Consider the following 25,708-nt stretch of genomic DNA (forward strand, 5'->3'; position numbering starts at 1 on the left):
ACAGGCGACTATCTAGCGGAAACTGTTTATGAGCGCGTCAGATGTGACATAGCTCGATCCTGATCACAGTGGACATGTGCATTGCAAAAGATCAAATCAAAATTTGCGGCTGTATTGAGTGATTCCGTCCTGTGGCGACTTCTCTCCGAGAATATGCGCGAGCAAGCGGTCCCTTATACGATCGCGATCATCGCGATGGTATTTGTTGCGGCAACAACCGCGGGTATCGCCTTTATCATGCGCGATGTTGTGGATTCGCTGTTTGACAGTGAAAACTCAGCCAAGATTTTTGGCGTTTCGATGACCGTGTTCACGATCTTCCTGGTCAAAGGCATTGCAACCTACGTCCAGATTGTGGCCCTTACGCGTGCCGGGAACCGGATTGTCTCGAAACAACAGATCAAGCTTTACGATAAGCTTTTGCGGCAGGGTGTTTCATTCTTCAACCTGACAGAAAGCTCGGATTTGTTGTTGAAGGTGACACAAACGGCCCAGGCAGCGCGCACGGTGATCGAGATAATGGTGACCACGGCAGTTCGCGATATGCTGACCCTGATCGGTCTGCTGGCTGTTATGTTCTATCAGCAACCCATATTATCCCTTTTTACCCTGATCGTCGGCCCGCTGGCGGTTTTAGGGATCAGGATACTGCTCAGAAAGATTCGCGAGATTGCAGATATGGAACTGCAATCGATGGGCGCGATCATGAAAGTCATTCAGGAAACCTCGTCTGGCATTCGCGTGGTTAAGACTTTCGGGTTGGAAGAGCGCATGGCCAATAAGATGAACTCGGCCGTGAAAAGCGTCGAGAAGCGGCGCAATAAGCTTGCGCGTTTGCAAGCTGCGACGAGCCCGCTGACGGATATCCTGGCCGGGTTTGCAATTGCCTCGGTCATCGGGTTGAGCGCTGGTAAGCTGTTTGGCGCTGCAGCGTCCACTCCGGGTGAACTGATGTCGTTCGTGACCGCTGTGATGATGGCCTATGAGCCCGCGAAGCGCCTGACGAAGGTGCGGGTGAAGATGGAGCTGGGTCTGCGCCGGGTGCAGATGTTGTTCAATATGTTGGACGAGCCTGAAACTCTGCCGGAAGAGGCCAATCCCAAAAGCCTGCCTGATGGTCCGCGAGAGGTGGTGTTCGACGACGTCACTTTCGGCTACCGTCGTCGCGATCCGATCCTGAAAGGGCTTTCGTTGACGTTCGAAGCTGGCAAGACCACCGCTCTGGTTGGTCTGTCCGGCGGCGGCAAGTCGACCATTTTGAATTTGGCCCTGCGCCTTTATGACCCGACCAGTGGTTCGGTATCGATCGATGGTCAGGATATCAAATACGCCTCGTTCAAATCACTGCGCCAGAACATGTCGTTCGTCGGGCAAGAGACGTTTCTGTTTTCGGCCTCAATCGCCGACAACATCCGTTTTGGCCGTGAGGGTGCCTCGCAAGACGACGTGATCGAGGCTGCCAAGGCCGCGAATGCCTATGACTTCATCATGTCGCTTGAGAAAGGCTTTGACACTCTGGTTGGTGAAAATGGTGCCTTCCTGTCCGGTGGTCAAAAACAGCGCCTTGCGATTGCGCGCGCGCTTTTGCGCGACAGCCCGATCCTGCTGCTGGACGAACCGACAAGTGCGCTGGACTCGCGGTCGGAACATCTGGTTCAGGAGGCATTGGGCCGCCTGACCGAGGGGCGCACGACAATCATTGTGGCTCACAGGCTTTCAACCATCATGCATGCGGACAAGATCGTCGTGATTGAAGCTGGTGAAGTTCTTGAGCAGGGCAGCGCCCAACAGTTGCTGAAGAAACCGGGACCATTCAAAACCTTGTATGACCATCAGTACTCGAACGCCGTCAATGCCGAATGATCCCGACGTGATCCAGCGGCCTGACATTACACCGCCGCGTTCGCCCCTGAGCGCGTCAGTGATCATCCCGACCTATCAAAGCTGGGACCAATTGCAGCTTTGTCTGGATGGGCTCGCCTCTCAGACACTGAACACAAACCAGTTCGAGATACTTGCAGTCAACAATGATCCGACCGACCCCATGCCAGACGAGTTTCGCCTGCCCGCCAACGCCCGCATCCTAAGTGAGGCAAAACCCGGCTCATACGCAGCGCGCAACCGGGGAATCGAAGAAGCCGCCTCGGAGCTACTGTTTTTCACCGACTCCGATTGTCAGCCTGACCCGCTCTATCTAGAGGCCGGGTTGAAAATAGCCGAAGACCACCCCGAGGTTAATCGCTTTGGCGGCAATGTTGTGCTGATCCCGAACGGGCAGGATTGGAAGACGACCGAACTCTATGATGTTCATTTGGGGTTAGAGCAAAAAAAATGGGTGGAACGGGGGCGTGCGGTTACGGCCAATCTGATCGTACGGCGGGAGCTTATGGATCGCATCGGTCGGTTCAACGACACGGTGTTGTCCGGCGGGGACATGGAATGGAATGATCGTGCTCAATCTGCGGGCGAAGCGATTGTGTTTGCCGAAGACGCCATCGTCCGTCATCCGGCGCGCGACAGTCTTGAGGATCACATCACCAAAGCCCGTCGTATTGAGGGGGCTAGACTGCGCCGCAATGCCAAGCGCGGCATCGTTAATTACATCCCGCCTGTGCAGAAATTGATCCCTTCCTTCAAGACGTTGAAAAATCTTCTGAGGAATCAGGATCTGTCAACCAAACAGGCTTTTGGTGTGTGGGGCGTTCACTATGTGATCCGCGTTGCAAAAATTACGGAAACCATTCGACTTCTCTGGATGCGGAGGCCTGACCAGCGGAAGTAGTGGCCACTGGCAAAGATAAACCACCTTCAGACCATGACGCTACGCGTTCTGGTTCAGTTTAATTCAAGTTGATCCTTAAGGTAGGACTCTTGGACAAGTGACTGCGGCACACTCTGTGTTCGCCGCTCGACCAATTAGCTTTGTTTAACATGGCGCTCTGGAAATCAATGTACTCTAGCATTGAGCTCTTTCATCACAGCTGGTGGCACGATTAAAGTTGATCTCCGCGTTCGCGTATATTGATGTTCAGTACTTTGTTCATATCTGATCACGCTGATCCAGGTACCGATTGCACAGGGCATTGACTGTTGCGTGCAGGATGATGGTAAGTAGCGCCAACACGATCAGCGCGGCGAACATCAGGTCGGTTTTGGCACGGCCATTGGCCAGCAACATCAGATATCCCAGCCCACGCGACGCTCCGACCCATTCACCGATGACGGCACCGATGGGAGCATAGACAGCAGCCAGACGCAGGCCGCTGGCAAATCCGGGCAGAGCAGATGGAATACGGATGTGCCACATTACTCGGGCAGGTGACGCCCCCATGACCCGAGCCAGATCCAGCCAGTCGCGATTACTGCGCATCAGTGCATCAAAGAAAGACGAAGTAACCGGGAAATAAATGATCAGCAGCGCCATGGCGATTTTGGCCTCGAGCCCGTAGCCAAGCCACAGGGTCAGAATCGGTGCGAGGGCAAAGACGGGGATGGTCTGGGAAAACACCAAAATTGGTCGCACCAGCGCGCGTGCTAGCGGTGAGGCGGCAAGGCCGATGGCCGACAGCCCGCCCAGCACTGCGCCAAGGGCCAGCCCGATCAGCACTTCGGTCGCGGTGACCAGCCCATGCTCCAGCAGAAGGTTGCGGCTGTTCCAAATGGTTTCCGAAACCAGCGCTGGCGGGGGCAAGATAAAACGCGGCAAGCCGGTGGCCCAGACCACCAGTTGCCAAAGCGACACTGCCACTGCGGCTGCAGCGATTCCTGCAGGCCAACCTGTCATCGGGCAACCGGGAATCCTGCCCATGCGGCATCGAAAAAGGCGCGCTCTAGGGCCACGGCTTTTTCGAAGGTGGCGGCAACCTCGGCCTGCGCCTGGTCCGAAAGGGTCGGCCAGATCGCATCCAATTGCTCACGCAGATAGGCCACCACACTTTCGAACCCGTCGCCGGAGTGCAGGGTGATCCATTCACCCAGCCAGAACGGCAGATTATCGGCGCGGTTTTCGACCGGGCTAGCCCAATCCAGATAGACCCATTCCGCGACGACCAAGACCGCCAGCATCCGCTCATAACGCCCTGATGCACGAGCCTCGTCCATCAGGGCTTGAAACGCCAGTGTTTTGGGTGCGGCTTCGCTTGCCTGCGGCACATCCAGCGCGCTGAATGCACGCAGGAAGTACGTGTTCTCTGGCCCGCAGATCTGGCCCAGAAAGCGCGCGCCCGGCACAGCATCGGCGAGGTTGGGTGCATGCGCCACTGCTGAGGCCAGCAGCCGCACAAAGCCTTCCACGAAAAGGTAATCCTGCTGTAAATAGCCAGCCATTTTGTCGTGATCGAGCATTCCGGTTGCCAGCGCATTGGTAAAGTCATGTGTCGTGGCCGCTGTCCAGTCGTCCTGGTTCAGCGCCCTGAGAGTTTCGCTTGCGCTCATCTGTTCGTCCTGAGTTGTTGAAGCAGCGCGGCCTGGATGCCCAGCACGCCCGGATCATCAACAGGGCGCGGGATGCTGCCCATTGGAGTTTCGACCGGGTGCAGCCCGTCGCGCGTCATGATCATGATGTTCTGCCCCAGCCGCGCCACTTCGGCCGGGTCATGGGTGATAAGCAGCACCGTACGTCCCTTCAGCAGCTGTGCGGTGAGGTCCTGCATATGCACCCGAGTCAGGGCATCAAGGGCGGAAAAAGGTTCGTCCAGCAGCACAATGGGGCGGTCTTCCATCAGGGTTCGGGCCAAGGCCACGCGCTGTCTCTGCCCACCGGAGAGCTCTCCCGGTTTCTTGTCTAGATGCGCGCCTAGCCCAACTTGCTCCAGCACGTGCTCGGCTCGATCCCGGTCAAGCGTCTCGCCGCGCAATCGTGCCCCTATTGCCACATTGTCGAGCGCTGATAGCCAAGGCAGCAACAAATCACTCTGCGCCATTAGGGCCACCCGCCCGGCCAGCGCGCCACAGTCCGAGGCCCAGATTTCACCGTCCAAAGAAACATGGTCTCCCAGTCCGGCCAGCAGCTTGAGCACTGTAGATTTGCCCACACCACTGGCCCCCAGAAGACAGGTCCAACGCCCTGCATCAAGTCGCAGATCAATGCCGCGCGCGATGGATGTGTCGCCAATCGACAGTGATCCGCGCAGATACAGGGCGGGGGCCGGGCTCATGGCTGCGATGCCATGCCCCAAAAGCCGACCTCAAGCTCGGTCGCCTTGTGGAAGCGGTCGCAAAGATTTGCCCAACGTGGGCAGTTTTGCGGGTCATCCCCGATGCGCCGCGCTACCACGCCATCGATCAGCGCGCCAACATCGCAGCAGACCTGTTGGTAATCTTCCCCGCCATAAGTGTTGATCCAATCGGCATAGGTTTCTGAGGTCTTTGCCACCGAAAGCTCCGCCCCGATCACACCATAGCCCATGACGCAGGGGGCCAGTGTGGCCAGCAGATCAAGCATATCCCCTGAATGCCCGGCATCCAGCACATAGCGTGTATAGGCAAGATTAGCCTGACGCTCTTGCGTTGCAAAAAGTTCTTCCTCGGAAATCCCAGCCTCGGCGCAGATGCCGATATGCAGGGCAAGCTCGTCATTGATCAGTGCATTCACTGTCCCCGCGGCGAGGCGCATATCCGCGACGGACTCGGCCTTGGTCACCACTAGCGCCCAAGCGCGGGCGAAATGGATCAAAAAAACGTAGTCCTGTTTGAGATAGTGCAAAAACGCCGCGCGCGGGAGGGTTCCATCACCCATGCCCCGCACGAATGCATGGCGGGTATAGGCATCCCAGGTTTCCCCGGCCGCCGCTCGCCATGCCTCAAATGAGGTGCCGTAGTTCATTGTGCCCCCAGATCGACCGCGATTTTCGATACTGGGCGGGTGCCCTCGACCAAGCCGCTTTTGGCCAGAAATTCCTCGAAGCGGATGTAGCGGCCTTCGTCCAGCGCCTCAGGACGCAAGGCAAAGCGGGGTAGGGTGTCGACCCAAGCCTTTGCATTCAGCTCGTCGTCCAGCTCTTCCGCGTAGCTTTTGAAAATCTCCCAGCTTTCATCCGGGTTGTTGACGATGTATTGCGTGGCCAGCTCGGTGGCGCGCAGGAAGCGGCGCACCTTGTCCGTGTCCATCAGCTCGGGGTTGGCGACGTAAATCAACTCGTCATATGTCGGCACGCCTTCTTCTTCGACATAGAAGCATCGGCCTTCGACGCCTTCGATTTCCATCTGGTTCAGCTCAAAATTGCGATAGGCACCGATCACCGCATCGACCTGTCCGGACATGACCGACGGGCTGAGCGAGAAGTTGACGTTGATCATTTCGATCTCGTCCAGTGCGACTCCGTGCTTGCCCAGCATGGCGCCCAGCACCGCCTCTTCCACGCCGGCGACCGAGAATCCGATCTTACCACCTTTGAGCTGGCTGATTTCCTGGATTGGGCCGTCCTTCAGCGTCAAAAGGCAGCTGAGGGGTGTCGCCACTAACGTGCCGACACGCATCAGCGGCAGACCTTCGGCTACCTGGAGGTGCTGGTTTGGTTGATAGCTCACGGCGATGTCACCCTGCCCAGCGGCCACCAGTTTCGGTGGGGCCGAGGGATCAGCAGGCGGCACAATCTCGACCTCAAGATTCTGGTCTGCGAAATAACCTTTTTGCTGCGCTACGATGATCGGACCGTGATCAGGGTTTACGAACCAATCCAGCAGCAGAGTCATCTTGTCTTGTGCCAACGCCGGTGTAGCCATCAGCATCGCCGCTATGGTCAGAAAATGTTTCAATTCGGTTTCCTCGTTTCAGTTGTTGTCACCTAGGGCCAGAAGCTTGATTTCGGGCCCGTTTTTCGTGGAAATCCGCATCGCCACCTGCCAGGCCCGAAGACCGGAACGGCAGGCAAGGATGAGGCGTCTGTTGTTTTGCAAAAGGGGGTCACGCGGATCGATTTCATCGACACTGAGGCGCTGAGCACCAGCCAGCTCCGGGCCGGGTTCATCTGCAGCGCGCAGGTCGATTACCAGATCGTCGGCCCGAAGCATTTCGCGCGCTATGAAATCCGGCTCAGGTATAGGATCCGGTGCGCCGTCAAAGCGAAAACCGCCAAAGCGCATGCTGGTGGCGTCATAGGTCACCAGACGCCCCATTGGCGTAACGTCCCCGCTCAGCACCGCAACCGCGATCTGCGCTTGCAGACTACCGATCACACCCACCGTCGGGCCAAGCACGCCATCGGCGTCGCAGGAACCCAGCCTTGCAGGCAGATCCGGGAACAGCGCGCGCAGACCCGGAGCCTTGTGGCAGAAGCCCCCGACATAGCCGTCCGAGCCCACAACGCTGGCGCTGATCAGCGGCAGATCGGCAGCAAGGCAAACATCCGAGGCCACATAGCTGGCGGCAAAACTGTCGGCACAATCCAGCACCAGATTGATGCCCTGACAAAGTTGCGGGGCATTGGCCGGATCAAAGCGGGTCTGGACCGGTTCGAACCGAACCTCATCATTCAGCGCCATCATTTCACGTGCTGCCACCTGCACTTTGGGCTGCCCTATGTCGCGTTCGCGGAACAGCGTTTGGCGGTGCAGGTTCGACAGGCTGATCTTGTCAGCATCAACCAAGCGGATACGCCCCACACCGGCCCCGACCAGATATTGCAGAACCGGTGTCGCAAGCCCTCCTGCGCCGATCACCAGCACATGCGCAGCGCGCAGGCTTTCCTGCCCCGACGCGCCAAAGCCAGGTACAGCAATCTGGCGTGCATAGCGGCTCATGGGCAGATCCTTAGCCATTCGCGTACACGGGCTTCTGGGTCGTCCTTCAAGGTGATGTCGGTCACGGCGGACACGATGTCGGCCCCGGCGGCGAACGCACCCGGCGCGCGCTCGACCGACATGCCACCTATCGCCACAAGCGGAATAGGTCCGATCCGCGCCTTCCAATCGGTCAGCTTTTCAACACCCTGCTGGTGCCACTTCATCTTCTTGAGGATGGTCGGATACACCGGCCCAAGCGCCACATAGTCAGGCCGCAAAGCCAGCGCACGCTTAAGCTCTGCTTCGTCATGGGTTGAGACGCCAAGTTTCAATCCAGCAGCCTGGATTGCATCAACATCAGCGGTATCCAGATCTTCCTGCCCCAGATGCACCCAGTCGCAGCCAAGCTCAATCGCCAGTTCCCAATAGTCATTGACCACCAACAACGCGCCGTGGTCGCGGCACAAATCCCGCGCCTCCGCCAACTGCGCGCGCACCGCATCCAGGGGATGTTCCTTGATGCGCAGCTGCACCAACCGCACCCCGAGCGGTAGCATTCGGCGCAGCCATGAGATGTCATCGAAGATCGGGTAGAACGACGGCAAGATCACAACATGGCCTTTCCAAAAACAGGGGTCGAGGGCGCGGCCATGTCGCGTGGTTCCATCGCATCGGCACCGAAGGCCAAAGCCCCCGCTTCGACCGCGCGCGCAAACGCTTCGGCCATCGCCGCCGGATCACCTGCCTTAGCGACCGCCGTGTTCAGCAGCACCGCGTCATAGCCGATTTCGATGGCCTGTGCCGCCTGCGACGGCAGACCCAGCCCTGCATCGACCACCAGAGGCACCTCGGGGAAATGAGCCCGTACCGAGCGCAGACCGTACAGGTTATTCAGCCCCAATCCGGTGCCGATCGGCGCGCCCCACGGCATCAGTACCCGGCAGCCTGCCTCGATCAGTTTCTCGCACAGCACCAGATCTTCAGTACAATAGGGGAAGACGTCGAACCCATCGTCGGCAAGGATGCGCGCCGCCTCCACAAGGCCGAACGGGTCGGGCTGCAGTGTATCGGCATGGCCGATCACTTCAAGCTTGATCCAGTTGGTCTCAAACAGTTCGCGCGCCATCTGCGCCGTGGTGACCGCTTCGCGTACCGAGTGGCACCCGGCGGTATTGGGCAACACCTCGACACCCAAATCACGGATCATAGACCAGAAATCCTGCCCGGCCCTTTCACCACCCGCCTCGCGACGCAGCGACACCGTGGCAATGCCTGCGCCCGAACGTCGAAACGCATCGGCGAGCACTGCGGGCGACGGATACTGCGCGGTGCCCAACATCAGGCGCGACGCTATTTCCTTGCCGTAGAATTCCGGCATGTCAGCCCCCTGCCGCGGCGAAACCAGCTCGATCCGGTCCCCATCGGAAAGCATGTGTGCCGTACGTGTTGATGCCGGAACGAATACCTCGTTCACCGCCGTGGCCAGTTTGTCGTTGCCTTTGCCTAGTTCGACCAGAAGATCGGCAAGGCTGGTGCCTTTGGCCTCGACGGCCTCACCATTCACCATCAGTTTCATGTGGTTCTCCCCGGTGTTTTGTGTGCGATTTTCGTGTTTTGGCAGTTCTCGTACCAAAGCGCGGGCTGCGTGCCGCAGGTCACCAGATCTGCCGCCATCCCTGCCAACGCCGGAGCAAGCAGATAGCCATGGCGGTACAGCCCGTTCACCATGATGCGATCGTCGAAATGGCGGATGCGTGGCTGATTGTCCGCAAAGGCCGGGCGGGCATCGACTCCGATTTCTAGCAGCTCGGCTTCACCAAAGGCTGGATGCAACGCGTAGGCCGCATTCATTAGTTCCATCACGGATCGCAGGCTTGCGCGGGTGCGCTGCCCACTTTCGATCTGGGTTGCGCCCAACATGAATACGCCATCGCCGCGCGGTACGATGTAGAGCGGGAAACGAGGATGCAGCAGCCGCACGGGACGCGATAGCGAAACATCCGGGCAGCGCACGATGAGCATCTCACCCTTTACCCCGCGCAAATCGCTCAGCCGATCCTGCGCGGCCAGACCACGGCAGTCGATGACCTGACCCAGCGTTTCGCCTGCAGTCAGAAACTCAACGCCCGAAGCCACCAGGTGTGCATGCAACCCGGTCAACATCGGGCGGGGATTGAGATGCGCTTCACTCGCGATGAACAACACCTTGCCGAATTGCTCGGCCAGATGCGGCTCGTGGAGCGCGATGCCCTCGCGGTCCAGCCATTCCACGCCTTCGGCGCGCCGTGCAAACGTCGTCAGCTCGCTCTGATCCCGGCCCAGAGCGACAACCATGGTACCGTTCCGGTTCACATCCTGACCGAACTGCGCCCCCTGCTTTTGCCACCAATCCGCTGCTTTACGCCCGTGTTCCACAACGTGCTGTTCGGCGACTGCGCCCTCGCATTCTGGTGCCAACATGCCACCGGCCCACCAGCTGCAGGAATGCGTATTCACGGGACCTGCCGGGTCGATCATCCGTACGGAAACACCGCGTGACACCAGTTCGGCTGCAACGCAAAGCCCGGCAACCCCTGCACCCAGTATGGTGACAGCGCTCATGCCCACATCTCGTGAAAATGATGCACCGGGCCTTGGCCTTGTCCAATCTCCAACCCGTCGGCACGTTTTATTGCAGCGTGCAGCCAGCCATGCGCCCGCCGCACCGCAGTCTCAAGATCCATGCCCCGCGCAAGGCAGCCCGCAATTGCTGCGGAATAACTGCAGCCAGTACCATGCGTGTTGCGGGTCGCGATCCGCGGTGCCCCCAGCGTGACAACGAACCCTGACTTTGCCAGCACATCAAGGCACTCAATGCCATCGGCATGGCCGCCCTTGATTAGAACCGCCTTAGGACCTAGCGCTAGCAACGGCGCAACCAGTCCGGCACTGTCGCCCTTATGGGTTTGTCCCAGCAGCTTGTCCGCCTCGGGCAGGTTCGGTGTCAGCAGGTCAGCGCGCGGCAGAAGATACCGCTTCAGCGCGGCAATCGCTTGATCTTCAAGCAGGGCGACCCCGGATTTCGCCACCATGACGGGGTCGAGGACGACAGGTCCGGAAAAACCTTCCGTTGCACGGGCCACTGTTTCAACCAATGATGGCGTGCCCAGCATTCCGATCTTGATGGCGTCTATGCGGATGTCGTCTAGGACCGCCTTGATCTGAGCCGCGACCACATTGTCGGGTACCGGATGTACTGCGGTCACGTCACAGGTATTCTGCGCGGTTATCGCGGTGACCACGCTGCAACCGAACACGCCCATTGCGCCGAATGATTTAAGATCTGCCTGAATTCCCGCGCCGCCCCCACTGTCGGAACCGGCAATCGTCAATGCTGTCGCAACCATGGCACATTCCTCATTGTCATGGTCAGGATGTGCGTGGAAAGACCCGTAGCCTGCGTTGTGACACGAGTTGTGACACGGGGCGCCCGGTATGCCTGTTTCCTCCGCCGGTCCTAACCGGGTCAGGTTCAATGGGTTTGCAAGTCAGCATCTCAGCCCCGAGGGGCACCCCAACAGATGGTTACCGATTATTGATGAGATCAGGTCTCGTCAACAGTTTTGTTGCACACCGTATGATGGGTGCGGCTTCGCTTTGAGCTTTGCAGTTAACTCGGGGTGTCGCCGGTGTCGCAAAATGGTGGTGTTTCCAGATGCTATGACCGGAAAACGGCACAATAAGACAGGGACACCCAGCGCCGACATCGTGGTCGTTGACCCAGCCCCGCGATCCGAGATTGAAGGCAGAAACAGTTCTTTGAGGTCTTGTCACAAGTTCCCGTCAGCAGATGCACATAGTTGCAACGAATAAATTGCTATGGGCAAATTCAGGTCACAAGTCGGCTAAACGTTTCATTTCAGGGCGCTCAACTGCCTTGGCCAATTCGCATAGTTCGAAAATGCTCGTCTCAATGACGCGGTTCAGCCAAGATCTCGTGTGCAGGTCCAAACAACCCTCCAGGACAAATCGTCCAGCCGTAGAAAACCCGCGTTCGAAAGAATCCTTTTACAGGCCCGGACACCTTTGTGCCCATAAATGAGGCGATGGAATTCAATAACAATGGCTCGAATGCCCGACAGGTCCGCATTCCTCAAGAAATCCAGTTCCGCCCCCTCAATATCCATCACAAGAACCGTCGGAGCGAACTCTCGTTTCACCGCTTCGAAGTCCGCTTTAGCTACGCGCACTGATGTTGTTGATTCACCTTTATTATCAAAAACTGAAGACCCTAGATATGAAGCGTCAATATGAAACGGAATAGAGTCGGGATCCTTTGGATTGGCGCTTAGTATCGCATTCCGGACTTCGATCCGGTCTGAAAGCCCATTTAGGGCATGTAAACGACGGATGTGTGGAATTAGATTTGGATTGGCTTCAAAACTGAGAATAGCCTCTGGTTTGTTCTCGAGCGCGACAACACCACTCACGATACCCAGACCGGCGCCCATTTCCAGAATACGATCCTCAGGTTGAACGACGCTCAAAGCGCCATCCATTTCCCAGCTTTCATAGTTGTCCTGCTCGATCAGATTCATGATCGTTTCGTCCAGAAATGGCGATGAAGGTATCTTCAATCCACGGTACTGGATCGCAACATCAGGGTTCGTTTCGGTCATACTTGCTCCATTCCAAGGATGAGCGGTCGGTAGAGCATGTTTTGCATAAGGTCAGACTATTTGCATCAAACATCATGTCGGTAATCTCGCATAGAGGTCCGACATATTCATCTTCAGAACATCGTTGAACCACTCAACCGACAAGTCAAACTCGTGGTCAGGATAATAGGTATCCAAACCCCGGAAAGGCCGGACCTGCACATCATCGAGAAGACCATGACCCCTTAGTCTTTCTTCAGTGTCCTTGTCGTATTTTCGGATAATGTCATGAAGCTCTTGAACAGCATTCATAGAAGATGAATTTTTCAGGAATTGGACTTGTTCATAGCGGAAATCATTGCTGCCCTTAGGTGATTCATATGTTCCCATATCATGATATCTCAGCAATTTGAGCATCCAGTGAATTTCGGTCAGTCCGTCAAAGTGACAAATGACCGATTGCTGAGAAACATGTCGCTTGATGTTGCCTCTCCACCGCTGTGGCGCATGAACACCTAACTTGATGTTCTTCCCCGTTCGGGTGGCGCTTTTTCCGAAACGATGCGCACAAAATCCTCTGTCGCTGTACTTGAGTCTTTCTTCTCCGAATAAGCTTCGGGCGACATAGCCGCGGGTGTGCTTAGGCTTCAGCATAAGACCACCAAAAAGTCCGGGTGTGTTGTTCTCGGTTGAAAACACACGCTCGCCATTAGGAATTGAAATCGTATCAACATCCGAGGGCAGGTCAGCAAGCTCTTGTGCAAAATCATCGGCTTGCAGATACTCATCCGCATCGAGGAAAAGCATCCAATCGACTTTTGCTTCTCGATAGGCTTTTGTCGCTATCAGCCTTTGGCGTCTGAAACTGTTTTCTGGATAAGCACAGTCCCAGTTTCTTCGAAAAAACGTGTCATCCATCACTTCAACGCGACAGTTCGGTATCTGAGCCAGAAGTTGCCGCGCTTTCGGATCATCACCATCCAGAAAGATAAAGATCTCTTGCGCGCCGAGTGACGCATAATAGGAAGCAAATATAGCCACCAGCTCTGGCGGCTCTTTGACCATGGTAACGACACCCCAGGTGGCCATCTTCAAAGGAGTCCCGTGTTTGGGAAGGGCCAAATTCGTTGATCGCACGTCTTTAGAGTCACCGGCTTCCTCTATTGCCCAGTAAGTCTGGATTTGTGGCTACCTTGATCGGTGAATTTTCCGCCTTAAGCAAGAGCATCCTGAGGTCTTATTGGACGATCCGATTTAAGACAGTTTGGGTGATCTTGCGACCTTTGTCGGGGAGGACTGAGAAAATTGGACCAAAGTTGAGGTAACCAAACAATTTCTGCTTATTGCGAGCCCCTAAAGTTTGATCGTTACCGCTCGTTCTTTTTCGCGAAACACAAAGGTGCGAGAATTCTGACTAACGGACCTGCGCTACAGACAGTTCATATTGGACGGTTGGGTCACCATCACAATTGCGGTTGTATCGGGATCATTAAACCAGTGGATCGAATACCGGAGCCATGCTAATGCGGAGCAAGTGAAGAACATAACGGGCATCGATCCAGCATGGATATTTCTCCAGTAATTTCATCGTTTTGGCATGGATCCAGTCTGACTTTTTTCGAGCAACTCTGCCTCAAAAGCTTTGTGGATCACGGCCATAAGGTCAAGTTGTACTCTTTGAAAGAAATCACGAACACACCACCGGGCGTTGAAAATGCGGATGCACGTATTTTCTTGCCTGACCACCTGAAAATATGGCGAAACGAAAAGCGAAACAGCGCTTATGCCCCGTTGTCGGATTTTTTCAGGATCAACATGCTTCGGGAATCCGACGAAATCTGGATGGATTGCGATATGCTGTGTATGCAGCCGATCCCCGACATTCCGTATATTTTCGCAAAAGAGAAACGCTATTTTAACAATGCGGCTCTCCGGCTGCCGCACAGTTCTCCAACATTGCAGGGTATGCATGACTTTATGAACGGGTCTGAGATCGTGATCCCCAATGACTGGCCGTGGAAAAAAATATTGATGTTTCCATCGGCAAGTCCAATGAAGACGGCTCTTTCTCGGTACCGTTGGAAAACCTGTCGCAGCTGCCATTTTATACGTTCGGGCCTCAGGCTATCTCGTATTTTCTGGGCAAAAACGGTGAAGTTAAACACGCCCTGCCACCCGAGTCATTCTATTCCCAAGAACCTACGGCCATGCGCTTGAATTATTTCCGGCCGCGGTTTTCCCGCATATCGCTCGATGAAAACGCGTTGGGGGTTCATCACATTGGCGGCTCAAGCATGCGCAAGAAATACAATATGGATGGTGGGTTTCCTTTGCCGCATCCGAACAGCCAAGTCGCCAAGCTATGCAAGAAACATGACATCGATCCCTCTAAGGCGATGCCACAGGATGTGCTGAAGTCTGTTGACCAAGATTAAAGTGTCCGGGCAAGTCAGAAGCGCCAGTCTGTGTCCAAGTTTCGGACGATCGCAATCAATAACACTAGGTGTCATCTGCAAATACCGTAGTGCCAAGTTGTTTGGCGGACGGTTTCCCAACCGGCCATTGCATTGAGTACAACGGACAATAACTTGGCAATCAAAGTAGTGGCGGTCGCTTCAGGCAAGGATGATAAACTGCGACACTGTCAACATATTCGATTGTCCTTCTGCGGATAGAGCCTTTACTTTTTCTAGCGTAGAAATTTCACTACGATTGCTTGCAGCGATGCAGGTCCGGCCATATTAGGATGCTAAGGAGTATAGGGCCGAATGATAAGAAGCCCGAACGCGGGTCTCGGACTAATCTGGGGCCCAGTTTATCGGATAGTCGAATGTCAAAGACGCTGGTTGCAGATCACAAGGATATTCACCGATCATCTATCCCGGCTTCTAACAGCAGAAGACCGACTAGAAGCATGTCTTTGTCGACCCGGTCGCTCTGACCGGGTGTGAACAAAGATGTCTACGCTTAACGATAATGATCTGAACCAACCTCCTCAGCCTGATCAAGGATGGTCACGCGAACTTGTTGCGCTTGAGCGGGCCATTGTGGTTCCGCCCGCAGTCTCCGATACGGTGCAGGAAGCCGGTGTTCTGACTGAAGACCGGGAATACTGCGCGCATGGGGCGCTTTGGCGGGGAAAGCGTGCCATGACCACCCAGCCGATATCGCCAACAGACCCTTTGCCGCAATTGTCGGGTCGCTGGCTTTATGCCGGGCTGTTATGGGTACACTTTGGTCATTTCCTAGCTGAAAGCACCGCACGTCTTTGGCCGCTGCCGGCAATCGCGAAGGATATTGATGGGGTCCTCTTTACCCCCAAGCGACCCGCCAATGGGGATGAAACACGCCCCATGCAGCATAATTTTTTTAAGCTTCTGGGTATTGATCTTCCAATCAAAGTGGTGACCGAGCCAACTCAGATAGAACATCTGCATGTGCCCGGTCAGGGGTTTGGGCTGGGCCCGATTGTGGCGGGAACGCCTGAATATCGTGCCTTGATCCATCAAAATTTTGGCGCCGACGTTCCCCCTGATGGGCCGGAGCGGCTTTATATCTCGCGCGCAGGTCTTGGAATACGGCGGGGTGGCGTTATCGGAGAAGAGTTTCTCGAAGAGAATTTGCGCCAGAACGGGTACGAGATTTTCTATCCGGAACAACACCCGATGGAAAAGCAGATCGCACGTTACAAAGCCGCCCGTCAGATCGTTGCACTAGACGGGTCGGCACTGCATCTTTTTGCTCTGGTAGGCCGTCCAGATCAGCAGGTTGCAATGATCCCGCGCCGCACTTCTTCGGTGCATCACAATATCTCAGCTCAGCTAGCGGCCTTTTGCGGGCAAGAGCCTTTGGTCGCCAATGCCATTCGCACCGATTGGGTATTGGCATCGCGCGGTCGCCCCAACCGCCATTCACTTGGAGAGCTTGACATGTCCAGATTGCATAAAGTGCTTGCCGATGCAGGATTTGTCTCACCTGATCTGGCCTGGGAAGAAATGTTCTGGCGGCAGCGGCGGCGAACCATCCGAAAACTGGAAAAAGCCCTTGGCGACCAGCTGGTTCCCATCCATCAAGAGCCCGCTGACTAATGCAGCTAATCCTGGATATACGCGACACAGCTCGGGATCAGGCGCGCCAAGCCAATGGGGTTGCGTCTGTTTTGAGTATCGATATTGCGGATTTGCAGCAGCAACTGGTTGCGTTTGCGCAGATTACGCGGCGAAGACGTGCAAAGGCCGAGCCGCCCGAATTTTTGCCCGCACTCGCCAGTGCAATTGCTAATGAGCGACCGCGGTTCATGCTTTTGGCCATGCCAGCGCTATCAGAAAACCTCACCACGGAAGTCTCTGTTGGTCGAGTCCACGAAGTTTTGGGGCAATTGGCGGCCGACATCCTGATTTTGACTGATCTTGATTCAGGATCTGATCGCGCCAGAATTTGGGCCGCACAATTTGGTGCCGATGCGATAGTTAACCGGATTGAATGGCCAGATGATCTGACTGCGCAGCCTCCTGCATTCTCTACCCTGGCCTCCTGTGTAAAAGAAGAATCCACTCCAAAAGAAGTGCTGCCATTTGCCCGTCGCTTCTTGCCGCGCAATGACCTGACAAGTTTTGACGAAAGTCGACCCATGGGTGACACGGTGCCGGTGGACCTCAGGCCGCCAGAGGGTACCAGCGGCACGGTGCTGATCGGTTGCATGAAAAACGAAGGCCCTTTCCTATTGGAATGGATTGCATACCACCAATCGATCGGTGTGCATCACTTTGTTATCTATACCAATGGCTGCGAGGATGGCACGGATCTGATGCTGGATGCGCTGGCCAAAACCGGTCTGGTCACGCATGTCGACAACAACAAATGGAAGGGCAATTCCCCGCAACAGTGGGCTCTGAACCAGTCTGCAAAGCTCAAGGTGGTCAAACGTGCCGATTGGGTTATCCATATTGATGTGGATGAGTTTATCAACATCCGCTTTGGTAACGGGACACTGCCGGAACTTTATAAGCGCCTGCCTGAGGGGGTCAGCAATATTGCAATGACCTGGCGGCAATTTGGGTCGGCCGGGATAAAGACCTACGAGGACAGGCCGGTCCTGGCGCAATTTGACCGATGCGCTGCGTCATATCTGCCCAAACCGCATACCGCTTGGGGCTTCAAGACCGCCACCAGGAATATTCGTGCCTATCGTAAACTAAGCTGTCACCGGCCCAATAAGCTGAAAGAAGCAAAAGCCGGACAGGTGCTATGGGTCAATGGATCGGGTCAGGATATCACGCACAAAGTGGCAAAGAATGGCTGGAGATCCGATATCAAGACCATCGGTTATGAACTGGTCCAGCTAAACCACTACGCACTAAGATCTGCGCAGTCTTTCTTGGTCAAGCGTCAACGCGGACGGGCCCTGCATGTGGATCGCACTGTCGGGCGCAACTACTGGATACGGATGGATTGGAACCAGTATCGGGACGTCACTATCCAACGCAACTTGGCCAGATTGTCAGTGGCGATGGAAGCGTTGATAGCCATTCCCCAGATTGCGCGGCTACACGAAAAAGCTGTTGCCTGGCACCAGGCTAAGATTGAGTTTTTGATGGATGAGTCCGAGTTTCGCGACCTTTATGACGAGATCACCGGCATCGAACTTGAGGATTTGCAACGGATCCGCGCCATCATAGATGCGGATATGCATAGCTGACTTGTCGTGCCGCGATGAACCGATTCTTAGAACGGCCCGGCTGTCGCAGATAGCGTGCGGCTTGATATTCATTCGCCAACTAAAAGACCGCCGATGACCAAAAGTTGGCGAATAACCCTTCAAAGTCTTAGCGAGAGACATGACATGCCGCCATCCAGCTTGGCGCAATCGGTGTTGTCAATTTCTACGATCTCAAACCCTTCACGATCCAACATGTCTGCTGTGCGCGAGAAGCCTGCGGCCATCAGCACCAGATTGTTGAAGCGGATCGCGTTGGCAGCAGCTTCTTCCCCATCAGCAACATGAAGCACTCGGTAGCCCTCAAAGCAGCCTGATGCATCAAGTCTTCGGGTAGACAGGATTGTTTCGGCATCCATCAATGAACAATCTGTCTTGAAGTGCAAAACGCCTTCCGGTGTAAACACCTCGCGCAGTTTGTGGCCCCACGCGGAGGTGATTTTAGCCAGCTCGGCGACACCCTCAGCGTCCGTGCGGTCTGATCTGCCCACCAAAATTTCGCGGCCGGTTACAAGAATATCTCCGCCCTCGATATGGCCGGGGCCGTTGATTTCCAGAACCGTCTCGTAGCAAGCGCGAAGATTTGGCGCCATTTCTGCCACCTCTCCCATCCGCGATGGTGCGCCTGGCCGCATCAGCACAGCGCCTTGCGGCAGGCAAAGGGCCGTATCTTCGACAAACTGTGCGTCGGGGAACGCGTCAAGGGGATCAAGTTCGATCACTTCAGCCCCGGTGCTTTTCAGTGCAGCCACGTAAGCCTTATGTGCCGCCATCATCCCTTCTGAAATCGGGGTTTCCAATATCCTTTGCACGCAAACCACCAGCAATGGTCGCAGCCGGGCGGCGGGTGATGGCGCGGGAGAACTCAAAGGTCGGGTCTGACATGTTTCAATCTTTCTGAGGTTCACATTTCGGAGCGATGACTTCGATCATTGCAGGCCCATCTAAAGCGACAGTTTCGCGCAACGCCTGCGCGACAGCCTGTGGTTCGGCCGGAACCTTGGTGAATGGAATGCCAAAAGACTTGGCTGATGCAGAAAAATTCGGGGGCGAAGGATCACAACCTATGACGGTCACACCCACATCCCGCATCGACGCGGCAATTTCCTGGTATCCATGATTGTTCCAGATCACGAAGGTGACCGGCAGGTTTTCATCTGCTGCGGCCATGATTTCAGGCAATGAAAACTGTGCACCTCCATCGCCGACAATGCAGATCGCCCTTGCAGTCGGATCGGCGATCGACGCGCCGATGGCAGCGGGTATCCCGTAGCCGAGCGCGCCATATCCCGTTGCTGCGTTGAACCAACCTCCGGCCCGGTCGTGGTCGTAGAAAAGATTGCCGGCATAAATTGGTTGGGTTGAGTCTCCGACCATCAATGCATTTGGAACTGCCGAGCGAATGGCGTTCAGGATTTCGACCTGATGGCGATAGTCCGGACCAATTTCCTCCCAGGCGGCGCGGCGTGTTTTGCTGGCGCGTTCGGCACCGTCGTCTTGCTTTGCCTCATTGGACAATGCCCCAAACAGCGCCGGTACAACCAAATTAACGTCACCTTGAATGGTAAGCGCTGCCTCATGTCGCGCCAGTTGATCGCTGCAGCGATCCACCCGGATCAGGCCTGACTTTCCTGCTATTTGCTCGGTGGCGTACATGTCATAGTCGGTTGGCCCCAATTCGGTTCCCAAAGCCAGAACGCAATCAGCGCTTTCTATCAGCTCGCGTACTGCTTTGAGGCTCGGGCTGGCAGGAACGGTCAGTGGATGTCCGTGCATCATGCCCCGTGCGTTGACGGTTTGCACGACGGGGGCATCGAGGGTTTCAGCCAATGTCTGTAAATCGGTTTCAGCTTGTTTCGCGCCACCGCCCGCCAGAATGACAACTCTATCTGCTTCAGCCAGTTGCCTTGCCGCTTGTGAGATTAAGTCTGGATTGACCGGGGGTGCTGGATCGAGCGTCTCGACTGGTGTTTTTTGATATTTTTCTGCTGCTACATCCAGCGGGACCTCTATATGCACCGGCCCTGGGCGGCCGTTCGTCAGGTCGTGAAAAACGCGGTCCAAGACCGGGTCCAGAGCGTTGGTGTCGGGAACTTGTTCTGACACCAACGCAACTGTTCTGGCCAGCCCTAGTTGGTCTGGCAATTCATGCAGATGTCCCAAGCCCTTGCCAAGTGAAGTGGTTTTATTGACACCAGAGACCACCAACATCGGAATTGAATCAGCGCGCGCCTGCGCCATCGGTGTCAAGGTGTTGGTCAATCCGGGGCCGGTGATCACAAAGGTCACACCCGGTTTCCCCGAAACACGCGCGTAGCCATCAGCCATGAAACCAGCACCCTGTTCATGCCTGGGCGTGATATGACGAATGCCCGAAGCCGCAAGACCGCGGTAAAGTTCGACCGTGTGAACGCCCGGAATTCCGAAGACGCAGGTCACATCTCTTTGGCGAAGCTTGGCAACCAAAGCTTCACCGATTGTCATTCCGCTCATGCAACCTCACGTGATTTGCTGTTGGCGTGATCAATGATGCGAGAAACCGCTGTGGCAAAATCGGTGTCACTAATCGTCAGCGCGACCCGGACCCAGTCTTTCAGACCGTCGCCAAAGGCGGACCCTGGCATGACAGCCACCCCGGCCTGCAACAGATCCCACGCATAAGCTTCGCCATCAAACCCGGTGGCAGAAACGTTGATGAGGGCGAACATTCCCGCCTCTGGGCGATGAACCGTCAGATCCGTTTCTGCTTCAAGACGATCAGCCAGCAGGGTGGCGCGGCCAGAGAAACGAGCGGCCATGCCGGGCGCAACCTCGGACCCGTCGCGGATTGCTTTTTCGGTCATGTCCGCGATGAAGGGCTGATTGCCAAAGAGCATTGTTTCGGAATACGGCAGCAGCGCTTCACAAAACGCTGCCGGTCCGACACACCAACCGCTACGAAACCCTGGGGCAGCATGTGATTTCGAGATGGATGATACACCTATGACACGATCCGCCAGTTTCGGGTCTGCCAATGGTGAAGCAAATTCGGCCTCGTCAAAGATCAGTTCTTCATAGACTTCGTCCGAGATGATCCATAAATCGTGCGCCATGGCGAGCTGCCCGATTTCGGCAATTTCCGTGGTAGTCAGAATTGCACCTGTCGGGTTGTGTGGCGTTGTTAGAAGAATGGCGCGGCTGCGTGGAGTGATGCGTGCAGCAATATCTTCGGTTTGCATGCGAAACCCGTGCTCTGGCCGAAGCGGCACAGGCACCATATCCGCCCCGGATGCACGCACGACTCCTTCGTATGTCGCGTACATCGGATCACCAACCAAAACTTCGTCTCCGGCCTCTGCAATCCCGGACATCACTGCGAAAAGGGCGGTTTGCGTCCCGGGAAAGCACAAAAAGTTCTCGGGTCCGAAGGGCCGCCCACGAGAGGTTGAATAGCGAGCAGCAAGCGCGTCAAGCAGTCCGGCTTCACCGCGCCCGTTGGAATACCCTGTCCGTTGTGCCCGCAAGGAGGTTACGGTGGCTTCTACCAATGCGGCTGGCACGGGCACATCCGGTTCTCCAATCGTCATTTCGACGATATCCGCTCCGGCTTTGATAAGATCGCGTGCTTTCAGGTGTACACCCCATTTGGCACCACCCAACCCCGCTAAACGCTCAGTCACAGATGTGGTCTTCATGGCTGCTCCGCCTCTTTGTTTAATGGTATCCCCAGGATGGCGCTCACGGAGTCCAAGCCGATCCGCGCCAGTTGCCCTTCGGAAAACGCGTCCGGAAGCGCACCGCCTTCCAGCCAAAGGCCGTCGATTACCGCGTTGCAAGCAATGGCCAGTTGCGTTGCCTCCGTTGCAGCAACTGAACGTCCGGTTTCCAGCAATGCGGCGACGATCAGCTCCTCGAGGTGACCCCGGAAATAGTTATAGGTCTGCTGGTGAATGCGCTGCATTTTTGAATCATGTTGCACCTTGTTAAGAAAGCTGGCCCACAACGCCACGGCGCTTGGATCAACGATTGGTGGTCGTAGCGACGCGTCAACGAAGTTGGTCAACTGAGATACCGCGCTTCCCATTCCTGACGAAGCTGCTGTCTGATCGGTTAGCGTATTCATGTGGTGCTCATACGCCGCTTGAACCAACTCTTCTTTTGAAGAGAAATAATGACGGATCAACCCTTGGGTCACGTTCGCGCGGGCTGCAATCTCACGCACCGTGGCACCGCGGACGCCCATCTCGGCGATCAGGTCCAAAGTCGCCAATATCAGCGCCTCGCGCCGAAACTCAGCAGATTCACGTTTAAATTTGCGGCTGTCGTCCTGCACGTCAGTGTCATCCATGGCATGGAGTTATTATACACTTGCATAATTGCGAGATTCGAGGCTTACTGCAAGCTGAAATCAGAAGATTGTTGGATATGGACACAGCCGAAGCAGCATCACCCACACCCGAAGCCACTGCGTCCATTGAGGCGATAAAGATTGAGGACCTGCACAAATCCTTTGGTGCGCTAGAGGTCCTGAAGGGTGTCTCCCTGACTGCCAACAAGGGGGACGTTGTCGCAATCATCGGGGGGTCAGGCTCGGGCAAATCCACCATGCTGCGCTGTATCAACTTCTTGGAAACGCCGAGCTCGGGAAAAATCACCATAGGCGGTGAATTGGTTGAAATGCACGCCGATGGTAGCCCCGCGAACCGCCGCCAGATCGAGCGTATCCGAACGCGGCTGGCGATGGTTTTTCAGCAGTTCAATCTGTGGACGCATCGCACGCTTCTGGAGAACGTGATCGAAGTGCCGATACATGTCCTAAAGGTGCCAAAGGCAGAGGCTATCTCGCGGGCGCACGACCTGTTGAAAAGGGTAGGGCTTGGTGACAAGGCCGACACCTTTCCGGCCTATCTATCTGGCGGTCAGCAACAGCGCGCCGCCATTGCCCGTGCGCTTGCCGTAGATCCTTCGGTGATGCTTTTCGATGAGCCCACATCGGCGCTGGACCCCGAGTTGGTCGGCGAAGTTTTGAACGTGATCCGTGATCTCGCTGGTGAAGGACGCACCATGCTGCTCGTCACCCATGAAATGAAATTTGCGCGCGAAGTTGCCAGCCACGTTGTCTATCTTTTCGAAGGCCGCATTGAAGAGCAGGGTCCACCTGCCGAGGTCTTCGGTAATCCAAAATCAGAGCGGTTGAGGCAGTTCCTCAGCTCGGTCGCCTGATTCAGTCAAAACAAACTAATGAACCAAAAGGGAGTAACAAAATGAACCTTAAGAAACTGCTTGCGTCCGGAGTTGCCGCCGCCATCCTTTCAGTTGGTGTCGCCAGTGCCGAAGAGGTCAAGATCGGTATCGCGGCTGAACCTTATCCACCATTCGCTTCGCTTGACAGCTCAGGCAACTGGGTTGGATGGGAGATCGATGTTATCAATGCCGTCTGTGCAGCTGCCGAACTGGACTGTGTTATAACGCCTGTAGCCTGGGATGGTATCATTCCATCGCTGACCGGGCAGCAGATCGACGCCATCATGGCCTCTATGTCGATCACCGAGGAGCGGCTGAAAACCATTGATTTCAGCGATCCTTACTACAACACACCCGCTGTAATCGTTGCGGACAAATCGATGGATATCGAAGCGACACCCGAGTCGCTGGCGGGTAAAGTTGTCGGCATTCAGGCTTCTGACCATCCACCAGGCCTATGCGCAGGAATATTTCAAGGATGCTGAACTGCGGGTTTATCAGACACAGGATGAGGCCAATCAGGACCTGTTCGCAGGCCGTATTGATGCAACTCAAGCAGACAGCATCGCCATGGCCGACTTTGTAAACTCGGATGCGGGCGCTTGCTGTGAAATTAAAGGCGCCGTTGCAGATGATCCCGCTATTCTGGGACGCGGCGTTGGGGCTGGCGTGCGCAAAGGGCAAGATGACCTGCGTGAGGCGCTGAACAAAGGCATCGCCGCAATTCTTGCCGATGGCACGCACGAGAAGATCACATCGAACTATTTCTCGGCCAGCATTTACTAAGCCGCCGCTGTGAACGGACTGTTGGATTTACTTGGATTGGCGCAGAGCGCAGAGCTTTTGTCGCTCTCGCCGCCGGGATGGGGGGCCAATCTGCTGCGCGGATTGTCCCACTCATTGCAGATCGCTTTCGGCGCTTATGCCCTCGGTCTCGTGATCGGATTGTTCGGAGCTTATGGCAAACTCTATGGCGGGAAGGTCACGCGCGATCTTCTCGCCATCTACACGACGGTGATCCGGGCTGTGCCCGAGCTGGTCCTGATCCTGATCCTGTATTACGTGGGATCTGACATCATAAACAAAATCTCCGCCGCAATGGGCGGGGGTCGGGTTGAGGTCAGTGGTGTTGGCGCAGGCATATGGGTGCTGGGTGTTGTCCAGGGTGCTTACGCGACCGAGATTTTGCGCGGCGCAATTCAGGCGGTTCCGCCCGGTCAGATCGAAGCGGCCAAGTCCTACGGTATGCCCGCCTTCATGACCATGCGCCGCGTGACAATCCCGGCCATGATGAGCTTCGCCGTGCCAGGTCTTGCCAACCTGTGGCTGATTGCAACCAAAGATACCGCGTTGCTCGCTGTTGTGGGTTTCAACGAGCTGACACTGGAAACCCGCCAGGCTGCAAGCAGCACACGCGCCTATTTTACCTTCTTTCTGGCGGCGGGATTTCTTTACCTCATGGTAACGCTGTGTTCGGGCGGCATCTTCACTCGAATTGAGAAGTGGGCGCGTCGCGGCCAACCCTCTCTTAAAGGAGGGGGCAGATGATTGATTTCAGATCGTTGATGCAACCACATCGCATTGTGATGATGCTGATATTCGCTGGAATCGTTGTCTGGTGCGCCGTCTCTCTTCAGTGGGACTGGATCCCGAAATATGCGCCGCTCGCCCTTCAGGGCGTTTGGACGACAATCTGGCTGTTGGTGGTCACCGTAGTCTTGGGTTTCCTACTCGCCGTTCCTCTTGGATTGGCACAGGCGGTTGGGCCTTGGTATCTTGCCGCCCCTGCCAAGGCATTTTGCACTATCATCCGCGGCACACCGCTGCTGCTGCAACTCTGGTTATTGTATTATGGGCTTGGGTCTTTGTTTCCGCAGTTCCCCTGGATACGCTCTTCCGAGTTGTGGCCCTATTTGCGGCAGGCCTGGCCTTATGCAGTACTGGCGCTGACGTTGTCCTATGCCGGCTACGAAGGAGAGGTGATGCGCGGTGCCTTCAAAGGGGTCGCCAAGGGTCAGCTTGAGGCAGCCAAGGCATTTGGCATGCCACGTTTCACCATGTTTCGCCGTATCTGGTTGCCGCAGGCTATCCGCAACGTCCTGCCGACATTGGGCGGTGAAACTATATTGCAACTCAAAGCAACTCCATTGGTTGCGACGATCACTGTCGTCGACATTTACGCTGTGTCTTCACGTGTGCGCTCCGACACTTTCATTATTTACGAGCCGCTCATCCTGTTGGCCGTATTCTATATTCTCGTCGCGGGCGTGATCGCATTTGGTTTCCACTGGCTGGAAGTAAAGGTTCTTGGGACTGGAAACCGCAATGGCGGTATCAGTTAGTATCGCCAGCAGCGGAGGGGATCCATGTGCTGCGTCAGCTCCGACCAGTGCTTTGAGTTCATAGCAAT

Annotated in this window: 23 protein-coding genes, 3 pseudogenes and 1 riboswitch; of the genes and pseudogenes, 9 read left to right on the forward strand and 17 right to left on the reverse strand. The window is 55.8% G+C overall.

The genetic code is table 11. The features are described 5' to 3' along the window. Window positions 1-81: 81 nt before the first annotated feature. Together AC1DFB_RS20360 and AC1DFB_RS20365 are read left to right on the forward strand one after the other, a co-directional pair. On the forward strand, window positions 82-1,863 hold the full coding sequence (locus AC1DFB_RS20360) for an ABC transporter ATP-binding protein (RefSeq protein WP_170423100.1): 1,782 nt from the start codon (window positions 82-84) through the stop codon (window positions 1,861-1,863). Further along, entirely contained in the window at window positions 1,853-2,782 is a 930-nt protein-coding gene (locus AC1DFB_RS20365; RefSeq protein WP_480922694.1) for a glycosyltransferase family 2 protein, read from the forward strand. Before AC1DFB_RS20360 ends, AC1DFB_RS20365 begins: the two co-directional genes overlap by 11 nt. A 258-nt stretch (window positions 2,783-3,040) precedes the next feature. Here AC1DFB_RS20365 and AC1DFB_RS20370 read toward each other — a convergent pair whose 3' ends face one another. The 13 genes and pseudogenes from AC1DFB_RS20370 to AC1DFB_RS20430 form a co-directional block, all read right to left on the reverse strand. Next, entirely contained in the window at window positions 3,041-3,784 is a 744-nt protein-coding gene (locus AC1DFB_RS20370; protein WP_480922695.1) for an ABC transporter permease, read from the reverse strand. After that, complete coding sequence (locus AC1DFB_RS20375; RefSeq protein ID WP_480922696.1) at window positions 3,781-4,434, reverse strand: TenA family protein; 654 nt, start codon at window positions 4,432-4,434, stop codon at window positions 3,781-3,783. Before AC1DFB_RS20375 ends, AC1DFB_RS20370 begins: the two co-directional genes overlap by 4 nt. Beyond that, window positions 4,431-5,156, reverse strand: coding sequence for an ABC transporter ATP-binding protein (locus AC1DFB_RS20380; protein WP_170407469.1), 726 nt, complete (start codon window positions 5,154-5,156; stop codon window positions 4,431-4,433). The genes AC1DFB_RS20375 and AC1DFB_RS20380 overlap by 4 nt, the downstream gene beginning before the upstream one ends. Then, complete coding sequence (tenA, locus tag AC1DFB_RS20385) at window positions 5,153-5,824, reverse strand: thiaminase II (RefSeq protein ID WP_480922697.1); 672 nt, start codon at window positions 5,822-5,824, stop codon at window positions 5,153-5,155. The genes AC1DFB_RS20380 and tenA overlap by 4 nt, the downstream gene beginning before the upstream one ends. Further along, complete coding sequence (locus tag AC1DFB_RS20390; protein ID WP_480922842.1) at window positions 5,821-6,729, reverse strand: ABC transporter substrate-binding protein; 909 nt, start codon at window positions 6,727-6,729, stop codon at window positions 5,821-5,823. The genes tenA and AC1DFB_RS20390 overlap by 4 nt, the downstream gene beginning before the upstream one ends. Before the next feature lie 42 nt (window positions 6,730-6,771). Continuing rightward, window positions 6,772-7,740, reverse strand: coding sequence for a ThiF family adenylyltransferase (locus tag AC1DFB_RS20395; protein WP_480922698.1), 969 nt, complete (start codon window positions 7,738-7,740; stop codon window positions 6,772-6,774). Beyond that, window positions 7,737-8,333 carry a thiamine phosphate synthase gene (locus tag AC1DFB_RS20400; protein ID WP_480922699.1) on the reverse strand — a complete coding sequence of 199 codons (597 nt, stop codon included), beginning with the start codon at window positions 8,331-8,333 and terminating at the stop codon, window positions 7,737-7,739. The genes AC1DFB_RS20395 and AC1DFB_RS20400 overlap by 4 nt, the downstream gene beginning before the upstream one ends. Then, a complete protein-coding gene (locus AC1DFB_RS20405; protein WP_480922843.1) occupies window positions 8,330-9,100 on the reverse strand; it encodes a thiazole synthase in 771 nt (256 codons plus the stop codon). The genes AC1DFB_RS20400 and AC1DFB_RS20405 overlap by 4 nt, the downstream gene beginning before the upstream one ends. Window positions 9,101-9,166: 66 nt before the next feature. Next, window positions 9,167-9,298 (reverse strand): annotated as a pseudogene (gene thiS / locus AC1DFB_RS20410) (sulfur carrier protein ThiS); the annotation flags it as partial. Further along, window positions 9,295-10,323, reverse strand: coding sequence for an FAD-dependent oxidoreductase (locus AC1DFB_RS20415; protein WP_480922700.1), 1,029 nt, complete (start codon window positions 10,321-10,323; stop codon window positions 9,295-9,297). The pseudogene thiS and the gene AC1DFB_RS20415, both read right to left, overlap by 4 nt. After that, on the reverse strand, window positions 10,320-11,108 hold the full coding sequence (gene thiD / locus AC1DFB_RS20420) for a bifunctional hydroxymethylpyrimidine kinase/phosphomethylpyrimidine kinase (protein ID WP_480922701.1): 789 nt from the start codon (window positions 11,106-11,108) through the stop codon (window positions 10,320-10,322). The genes AC1DFB_RS20415 and thiD overlap by 4 nt, the downstream gene beginning before the upstream one ends. Window positions 11,109-11,187: 79 nt before the next feature. After that, a riboswitch (TPP riboswitch) is annotated at window positions 11,188-11,288 on the reverse strand. A 396-nt stretch (window positions 11,289-11,684) separates the two neighbouring features. Continuing rightward, on the reverse strand, window positions 11,685-12,380 hold the full coding sequence (locus AC1DFB_RS20425) for an FkbM family methyltransferase (RefSeq protein ID WP_480922702.1): 696 nt from the start codon (window positions 12,378-12,380) through the stop codon (window positions 11,685-11,687). 72 nt (window positions 12,381-12,452) lie between these two features. Continuing rightward, window positions 12,453-13,448, reverse strand: coding sequence for a glycosyltransferase family 2 protein (locus tag AC1DFB_RS20430; protein ID WP_480922703.1), 996 nt, complete (start codon window positions 13,446-13,448; stop codon window positions 12,453-12,455). Window positions 13,449-14,374: 926 nt separating this feature from the next. Here AC1DFB_RS20430 and AC1DFB_RS20435 point away from each other — a divergent pair. The 3 genes from AC1DFB_RS20435 (at window position 14,375) to AC1DFB_RS20445 (ending at window position 18,057) form a co-directional block, all read left to right on the forward strand. After that, window positions 14,375-14,794: a hypothetical protein gene (locus AC1DFB_RS20435; protein ID WP_480922704.1), complete on the forward strand. Its 420-nt coding sequence runs from the start codon at window positions 14,375-14,377 to the stop codon at window positions 14,792-14,794. Window positions 14,795-15,316: 522 nt separating this feature from the next. Continuing rightward, entirely contained in the window at window positions 15,317-16,447 is a 1,131-nt protein-coding gene (locus AC1DFB_RS20440; protein ID WP_170407509.1) for a glycosyltransferase family 61 protein, read from the forward strand. Next, window positions 16,447-18,057, forward strand: a complete 1,611-nt coding sequence (locus tag AC1DFB_RS20445) for a glycosyltransferase family 2 protein (protein ID WP_480922705.1) — start codon at window positions 16,447-16,449, stop codon at window positions 18,055-18,057. Before AC1DFB_RS20440 ends, AC1DFB_RS20445 begins: the two co-directional genes overlap by 1 nt. A gap of 119 nt (window positions 18,058-18,176) precedes the next feature. Here the strand turns inward: AC1DFB_RS20445 and AC1DFB_RS20450 are convergent. From AC1DFB_RS20450 to AC1DFB_RS20465, 4 genes and pseudogenes are all read right to left on the reverse strand, one after another. Then, window positions 18,177-18,960 (reverse strand): annotated as a pseudogene (locus AC1DFB_RS20450) (dimethylarginine dimethylaminohydrolase family protein). Window positions 18,961-18,963: 3 nt separating this feature from the next. Then, entirely contained in the window at window positions 18,964-20,568 is a 1,605-nt protein-coding gene (locus tag AC1DFB_RS20455; RefSeq protein WP_480922706.1) for a 5-guanidino-2-oxopentanoate decarboxylase, read from the reverse strand. Next, a complete protein-coding gene (locus tag AC1DFB_RS20460) occupies window positions 20,565-21,749 on the reverse strand; it encodes a pyridoxal phosphate-dependent aminotransferase (protein ID WP_480922707.1) in 1,185 nt (394 codons plus the stop codon). Before AC1DFB_RS20460 ends, AC1DFB_RS20455 begins: the two co-directional genes overlap by 4 nt. Then, window positions 21,746-22,402 carry a TetR/AcrR family transcriptional regulator gene (locus tag AC1DFB_RS20465; RefSeq protein ID WP_480867904.1) on the reverse strand — a complete coding sequence of 219 codons (657 nt, stop codon included), beginning with the start codon at window positions 22,400-22,402 and terminating at the stop codon, window positions 21,746-21,748. The genes AC1DFB_RS20460 and AC1DFB_RS20465 overlap by 4 nt, the downstream gene beginning before the upstream one ends. A gap of 77 nt (window positions 22,403-22,479) precedes the next feature. Between AC1DFB_RS20465 and AC1DFB_RS20470 the strand changes: the two genes are divergently transcribed. The 4 genes and pseudogenes from AC1DFB_RS20470 to AC1DFB_RS20485 all read left to right on the forward strand — a co-directional run bounded on the left by AC1DFB_RS20470 (window position 22,480) and on the right by AC1DFB_RS20485 (window position 25,640). Beyond that, the gene (locus tag AC1DFB_RS20470; protein ID WP_170407522.1) at window positions 22,480-23,277 is read left to right on the forward strand and encodes an ATP-binding cassette domain-containing protein; all 798 of its coding nucleotides are present in this window, start codon (window positions 22,480-22,482) and stop codon (window positions 23,275-23,277) included. A gap of 41 nt (window positions 23,278-23,318) precedes the next feature. Further along, window positions 23,319-24,084: pseudogene (locus AC1DFB_RS20475) on the forward strand (transporter substrate-binding domain-containing protein). A gap of 9 nt (window positions 24,085-24,093) precedes the next feature. After that, window positions 24,094-24,846: an ABC transporter permease gene (locus tag AC1DFB_RS20480; protein WP_480922708.1), complete on the forward strand. Its 753-nt coding sequence runs from the start codon at window positions 24,094-24,096 to the stop codon at window positions 24,844-24,846. Continuing rightward, entirely contained in the window at window positions 24,843-25,640 is a 798-nt protein-coding gene (locus tag AC1DFB_RS20485; RefSeq protein WP_480922709.1) for an ABC transporter permease, read from the forward strand. Before AC1DFB_RS20480 ends, AC1DFB_RS20485 begins: the two co-directional genes overlap by 4 nt. Window positions 25,641-25,708: the final 68 nt, after the last annotated feature.

The sequence above is a fragment of the Ruegeria sp. S84 genome (assembly GCF_056583445.1).

What these genes read in the sequence shown, in the direction of transcription:
- AC1DFB_RS20465 (WP_480867904.1), bottom strand. Translation starts at nt 22,402, where the DNA reads ATGGATGACACTGACGTGCAGGACGACAGCCGCAAATTTAAACGTGAA.
- AC1DFB_RS20470 (WP_170407522.1), top strand. Translation starts at nt 22,480, where the DNA reads ATGGACACAGCCGAAGCAGCATCACCCACACCCGAAGCCACTGCGTCC.
- AC1DFB_RS20445 (WP_480922705.1), top strand. Translation starts at nt 16,447, where the DNA reads ATGCAGCTAATCCTGGATATACGCGACACAGCTCGGGATCAGGCGCGC.
- AC1DFB_RS20485 (WP_480922709.1), top strand. Translation starts at nt 24,843, where the DNA reads ATGATTGATTTCAGATCGTTGATGCAACCACATCGCATTGTGATGATG.
- thiD (WP_480922701.1), bottom strand. Translation starts at nt 11,108, where the DNA reads ATGGTTGCGACAGCATTGACGATTGCCGGTTCCGACAGTGGGGGCGGC.
- AC1DFB_RS20425 (WP_480922702.1), bottom strand. Translation starts at nt 12,380, where the DNA reads ATGACCGAAACGAACCCTGATGTTGCGATCCAGTACCGTGGATTGAAG.
- AC1DFB_RS20395 (WP_480922698.1), bottom strand. Translation starts at nt 7,740, where the DNA reads ATGAGCCGCTATGCACGCCAGATTGCTGTACCTGGCTTTGGCGCGTCG.
- AC1DFB_RS20440 (WP_170407509.1), top strand. Translation starts at nt 15,317, where the DNA reads ATGTCTACGCTTAACGATAATGATCTGAACCAACCTCCTCAGCCTGAT.
- AC1DFB_RS20380 (WP_170407469.1), bottom strand. Translation starts at nt 5,156, where the DNA reads ATGAGCCCGGCCCCCGCCCTGTATCTGCGCGGATCACTGTCGATTGGC.
- AC1DFB_RS20415 (WP_480922700.1), bottom strand. Translation starts at nt 10,323, where the DNA reads ATGAGCGCTGTCACCATACTGGGTGCAGGGGTTGCCGGGCTTTGCGTT.
- AC1DFB_RS20430 (WP_480922703.1), bottom strand. Translation starts at nt 13,448, where the DNA reads ATGGCCACCTGGGGTGTCGTTACCATGGTCAAAGAGCCGCCAGAGCTG.
- AC1DFB_RS20375 (WP_480922696.1), bottom strand. Translation starts at nt 4,434, where the DNA reads ATGAGCGCAAGCGAAACTCTCAGGGCGCTGAACCAGGACGACTGGACA.
- AC1DFB_RS20390 (WP_480922842.1), bottom strand. Translation starts at nt 6,729, where the DNA reads ATGCTGATGGCTACACCGGCGTTGGCACAAGACAAGATGACTCTGCTG.
- AC1DFB_RS20405 (WP_480922843.1), bottom strand. Translation starts at nt 9,100, where the DNA reads ATGCCGGAATTCTACGGCAAGGAAATAGCGTCGCGCCTGATGTTGGGC.
- AC1DFB_RS20365 (WP_480922694.1), top strand. Translation starts at nt 1,853, where the DNA reads ATGCCGAATGATCCCGACGTGATCCAGCGGCCTGACATTACACCGCCG.
- tenA (WP_480922697.1), bottom strand. Translation starts at nt 5,824, where the DNA reads ATGAACTACGGCACCTCATTTGAGGCATGGCGAGCGGCGGCCGGGGAA.
- AC1DFB_RS20455 (WP_480922706.1), bottom strand. Translation starts at nt 20,568, where the DNA reads ATGAGCGGAATGACAATCGGTGAAGCTTTGGTTGCCAAGCTTCGCCAA.
- AC1DFB_RS20460 (WP_480922707.1), bottom strand. Translation starts at nt 21,749, where the DNA reads ATGAAGACCACATCTGTGACTGAGCGTTTAGCGGGGTTGGGTGGTGCC.
- AC1DFB_RS20370 (WP_480922695.1), bottom strand. Translation starts at nt 3,784, where the DNA reads ATGACAGGTTGGCCTGCAGGAATCGCTGCAGCCGCAGTGGCAGTGTCG.